This window comes from Nostoc sp. CHAB 5715 (genome assembly GCF_020829685.1).
GTDB lineage: Bacteria > Cyanobacteriota > Cyanobacteriia > Cyanobacteriales > Nostocaceae > Nostoc.
Genome location: NZ_JAIVFR010000588.1, coordinates 1 through 4,856 on the forward strand (window position 1 = coordinate 1; position 4,856 = coordinate 4,856).

The following is a 4,856-nucleotide window of genomic DNA, read 5'->3' on the forward strand; positions in this document are numbered from 1 at the left end:
AATGACATTGTTTTTAAGTCTATTGAGAATATACTTTGCTTATTGACATGACGCGTTTGCCCTGGGGGCCGATATGGGAGCAATGCGATTTTGTTAGATGACCCAAAAAAAGTGCGATCGCTAATCTGATTTCTCAGTACAGAAACATATTAAACACATGTCAATTAGTATTAATACTAAAAAATAGGGAAGATTTATGAATAGCGTCTGGAACAGGCGTGTGGAGTGCTATATTGATTAAATCTTTATTAAAAATGATAATCGAATAAGAGGGAGGGGGGTGAGAGAGGCTACCCTCTCTCACCCCCCTGTTATATGATTATCATTCTTATGTAAATTTTAGGCAAATGCAAGCAATAATTTTTTCGTGCAGAACGAAAAAAGGTAGAATTCCCTGTTAATAATAGTTTTGAGACGGGGAATGGTTCTTAAAGACCAGCGAGTTGTCATCGCTGTAGATGGCGGTCGGAGTAGAGTCCGAATTAATAAAAAGGGAAGAAAAAAATCCCAAACCAAGCGACACGGGTTTATTGGCAAATGGGTTGAGCCAAAGTTGTTCACAATTTATGTTGTTGATGAGCAAGGTAAAAAAATAAATAACTCTGAGATTCCTATTACTAATGATGGCACTTATGATGGATATAAAGCGCTTTTACAAATTTTAGAAGCACATTTAGTTGAATTGGGAATTAGTCAGGCAAAACAAGTTTTATTAATTGGGGATGGGGCAGAGTGGATTTGGATACATATCCCCCCACTTCTGATGCGATTAGGATGCCCAATATCAACCTATCAACTTTTCGACTTTTATCATGTTACGGAAAACTTAAAAGTATTTGCAGACGCAGCTTTTCATGAAGAAGCACAGTCTAAACAATGGTTTATAAAAGCTTATTGAGTTTAAAAAAAGGTAATGCTAAATCCTTAATCAGCCAGATGGATGAGTTGATTGCTGTAGCTACTGGAGAGCGGTGTAAGATTATGGTAGGCAAGCGAAATTATCTTTTAGATGCTTATCGTCAAGGGCGTTTAAATTATGATAAAGCAATAAATAAAAAATTACCTATTGGTAGTGGTGCTCTTTGAGTTTAATCCGCCAAGTTGTCAATTTAAGAATCAAGGAAAACAGTAAATTTTGGTTAAAAAATAATGCTGAAATTATGTTACACCTACGCTGTCAATGGATACCTAAAAGTTGGGATAATTTTTCTGGCTCTATCTTTAATTCCTTTATTAAACCTCAAACTGCTTGATAAATTTTATACTTGCAGAGGCTATTTGGCTAGTTTTTTGTAAAAATAAATACTTGCCTCCTGGATTACTGGCGTAGACAGCAACAAGACCGATAACAATCAAATTATTTAACCGCTATCTTCTTGGGATATTTCAAGAAGATAAATTGTGGTGCCGTTTAATCACATTCGTGTAATAAAAATGGCTTTTGTCTTCAGTATTAGTGTTTAGCGATCGCACTTTTTTTGGGTCGTCTAACAAAATCGCATTGCTCCCCTATGACTGCGCGAGAAGGCATTAAAGCTGTAGCCCTTACTCCGCATACCTTAGAGCTTTTCTTAGTGCCATTCCAATCTTTGCCGAAGGATCAATTCGGCGATCGCCAAATCAACAGGCGTCGTCACCTTCAGATTCGTCTCCTCCCCCTCCACAATCTGCACAGGCAACTGGCATTGTTCAAACAAAGCAGCATCGTCTGTCACCTCCCAACCCTGGCGACGGCCTGAGGCGTGACACTGTTGCAATAGCTTCACTTCAAATCCTTGAGGGGTTTGAGCCGCCCAAAGCTGACGTCGGTCTGGTGTATGAGTAATCAGATGTGTCTGGTGGTTTACAACTTTGATGGTGTCTTTGACAGGAACAGCGGCAATCAGACCCTGACAGTGGAGAATTGCCTCGGCACATCGGTCAAACAAGTCTGGTGTCGCCAAACACCTGGCTCCATCGTGAATCAACACGTGTTCTGCCATTGCGGGTAGGGACTGCAACCCATTATAGAAGCCATCTGCTCCCAGTTCCATGCCTTTACGAATGTCGGCCAGAGTCGCTAATATAGTCACAAAAATCAAGGGGATAATTGCTGTGGCAGGGTTTTCGCGCAGCTCTCTTAGGACGCCATAACCATCGAGTTTTGGCATCATAATATCGCTGATTATTAAATCAGGTAAGTACTCTTGTGCCTGCTGAACGCCGACAAGACCATTTTCTACAGCGATCACATTGAACCCTTCTTCCTCCAAGCATTTTAAAAATATGTTGCGGGCTTGTTCCTCCGTATCAATAACCAAAATCTTTGTCATTGTTTCCCCTTATATTTAATTCCTGTTAGTTAGAAAAATGAGCAAAGTAGTTAGTGAAGTAATAGACAAGTATTGAAGTACTTCTATTTATCTATCAGCTTTTTTAGGTGAGCTTTTATGCAAAATTTGGATTTTGTTACAAAACTTTAGGTTGGCTAAATGTAAACTTTTGTAAAAATAGAACCTCTTTTGCATAAAATTCGCCTTCTGAAACCAGAAATAAATATAGAGGGAAAGCAAACTTTTGGAGTGCTAAATGAATCAAACCTCGTTTGATGAAATAGATGTTTTGCTTCAACAACTAGCTTCAACAGCGCAGCAATACCCGCACATGGCTCAACCACGACAACTAGCTCTGACAAAGCTAGTTAATACGGTTGTGCAATCAGGTCGGCTTTGCCATCCGCAAAGGAAGCAATTTTCAGTGGATATTTATGAAGAAATTTATAATGAAGCAGTACAAGAGCTTCTATTATATATTTGTCAAAATCTAGATAAATATAATCCAGAGCGCGGTTCAGTGATGGTATGGGTCAATTTTCTTTTACAGCAGCGATTTTTCAAAGATGCAGTTCAGAAATTTTTTGGTCAAGAAAACGTTACACACATCACCGATGCTCACCTAGATAATTTAGCCATTCCTGAAGAAGCACAAGACATTACAGAAATTTTGATGGAATGTATAAAATTAGATCCTGAGGATATTTTTAAAAAAGAACACTTAAAAGAATATCCACAAGTAAACTTTCAAGTTTTGGCTCAAAAACGAATCTTAGGCAGATCATGGAAAGAAATAGCCGCAGAATATAATATAAAAATCCCTACAGTTAGTTGCTTTTATTATCGAAGTTTAAATAAATTTGCAAATAAAATTAAAACTTACTGTCAGGATTTTGCAGTTTAAATTAAAGAGTAACAAATCATGCAAAGCTTATCAGAATCTTTAACTTTTACCATACCCTTAGGCTTAGGATGTCGCACTCAAGCAGAAAAATTTTCTCGGAAACATAGCAATCCTGACAAAAGGCAACAGGTATATGTTAATACTCTTGCAGTGGCAGCAGTCAAGTTTTATTTGCATTGTATAGGTTGGAAGACTGACTGGGAAGCTAGTCTCAGCTACAATCCCCTAATGCAAGGCTTGATGGATGTTGCGGATCTACAAGTCAAAGATTTAGGCAAATTAGAGTGTCGTCCAGTGTTAGCTTCCTCACAAACGGTTTTCATTCCCCCAGAAGTTTTTGAAAATAGAATTGGCTATATAGCTGTGCAATTGGATGAATTTTTCAAGACAGCTACAATACTAGGATTTACCAGAAGAATAACTAATAATGGTGAGATATTTTTAAGTGATTTGGAATCGCTTGAAAATTTAGTCTCGCATTTACATCAAATTAAACAATGCGAAGTACTCAAAAAAAAAGTTAGCTTAAACCAATGGTTCGAGAATCTGTTTGAAAATAGTTGGATGGCTCTAGAAGAAGTTTTCAGCAGTATAAATGATAAAAAGTTTGCCTTAAGAAGTATTTCATCAAAGCGTGAAGGCAATGTAGCACGAGCAAAAATAATAGATTTGGGATTACAAGTTGGAAATCAATCTGTAGTACTGTTAATAGCGATCGCACCTTATTCTGAAGATAAAGTAGAAATACTAGTACAATTACATCCAGTAAACGGAAAAACTTATTTGCAATCTAACCTGAGAATGAATTTACTATCAGAATCAGGAGAAAATATCCAAGAAGTTGTATCACGAAGTAATGATAATTTTATTCAATTAAAACGATTTAGAGGGTATTCTGGAGAAGGCTTTAATATACAAGTGTCTAATGGTGATTTCACAATCAAAGAGGCTTTTGTCATCTGACATTTTTTTGTCGGAGTGCAATGAGTAAGTTAGTTGTTTTAAATTTGGGTAAGGGAGACCTCTACAAAGGCTTCCCCGATGTCACAGTTCAACTTGGGTTGACAAATGATCATCGGGCGATGGAATTTCGTGGTAGTTTACCAGCAGCACCAGAAATTCCCCAACTTTATCGAAATTGGCAAATACTATACTCGGCTCTTTACCGCTATCATGGTTGGTCTGTACGTCTCGAAATTGAAGAGACTGATGTCACAAATTTTTCGGAAGTTGAATTTAACGATTTATGTGAGGAATTATCATCTAGAATCAATCTCTGGCTCAACTCGGAGCAGTTTCGCAAAATAGAGCAAAAGTTACGCACGCAATTAAATCCAAATGAAGAAATTCGTTTTATGATTGCAACTAGTGATAAATTATTGCGACGTATACCTTGGCATTTATGGAACTTTTTTGAAGACTATCCCAATGCAGAAGTAGCACTTAGCCCTATAGAGCTGCAACGACCGAATAAAATATATAATAAAGAAAACAAAGTTAGAATATTAGCTATTTTGGGGAATAGCCAAGGAATTGATATTAGTAAAGATCGGCAATTTTTAGAGAAATTATCAACTCAAGCTCAAATAAAATTTTTAGTAGAACCACAACGAAAAGAATTTCTTCATTTGGATTTAATT

Annotated in this window: 3 protein-coding genes and 2 pseudogenes; 4 read left to right on the forward strand and 1 reads right to left on the reverse strand. The window is 37.1% G+C overall.

Annotated elements, in window-relative coordinates:
- Positions 1-427 precede the first annotated feature (427 nt).
- Positions 428-1,253: pseudogene (locus tag LC574_RS26705) on the forward strand (ISLre2 family transposase); the annotation flags it as partial.
- 318 nt (positions 1,254-1,571) lie between these two features.
- On the opposite strand, the gene LC574_RS26710 reads toward LC574_RS26705, so the two are convergent.
- A complete protein-coding gene (locus LC574_RS26710) occupies positions 1,572-2,312 on the reverse strand; it encodes a 2-C-methyl-D-erythritol 4-phosphate cytidylyltransferase (protein ID WP_267871690.1) in 741 nt (246 codons plus the stop codon).
- Positions 2,313-2,568: 256 nt separating this feature from the next.
- Here LC574_RS26710 and LC574_RS26720 point away from each other — a divergent pair, with 256 nt between their 5' ends.
- The 3 genes and pseudogenes from LC574_RS26720 to LC574_RS26730 form a co-directional block, all read left to right on the forward strand.
- On the forward strand, positions 2,569-3,216 hold the full coding sequence (locus tag LC574_RS26720) for a sigma-70 family RNA polymerase sigma factor (RefSeq protein ID WP_229456641.1): 648 nt from the start codon (positions 2,569-2,571) through the stop codon (positions 3,214-3,216).
- An 18-nt stretch (positions 3,217-3,234) separates the two neighbouring features.
- Complete coding sequence (locus LC574_RS26725) at positions 3,235-4,179, forward strand: DUF1822 family protein (protein ID WP_229456643.1); 945 nt, start codon at positions 3,235-3,237, stop codon at positions 4,177-4,179.
- Positions 4,180-4,199: 20 nt separating this feature from the next.
- A pseudogene (locus LC574_RS26730) lies at positions 4,200-4,856 on the forward strand (hypothetical protein); the annotation flags it as partial.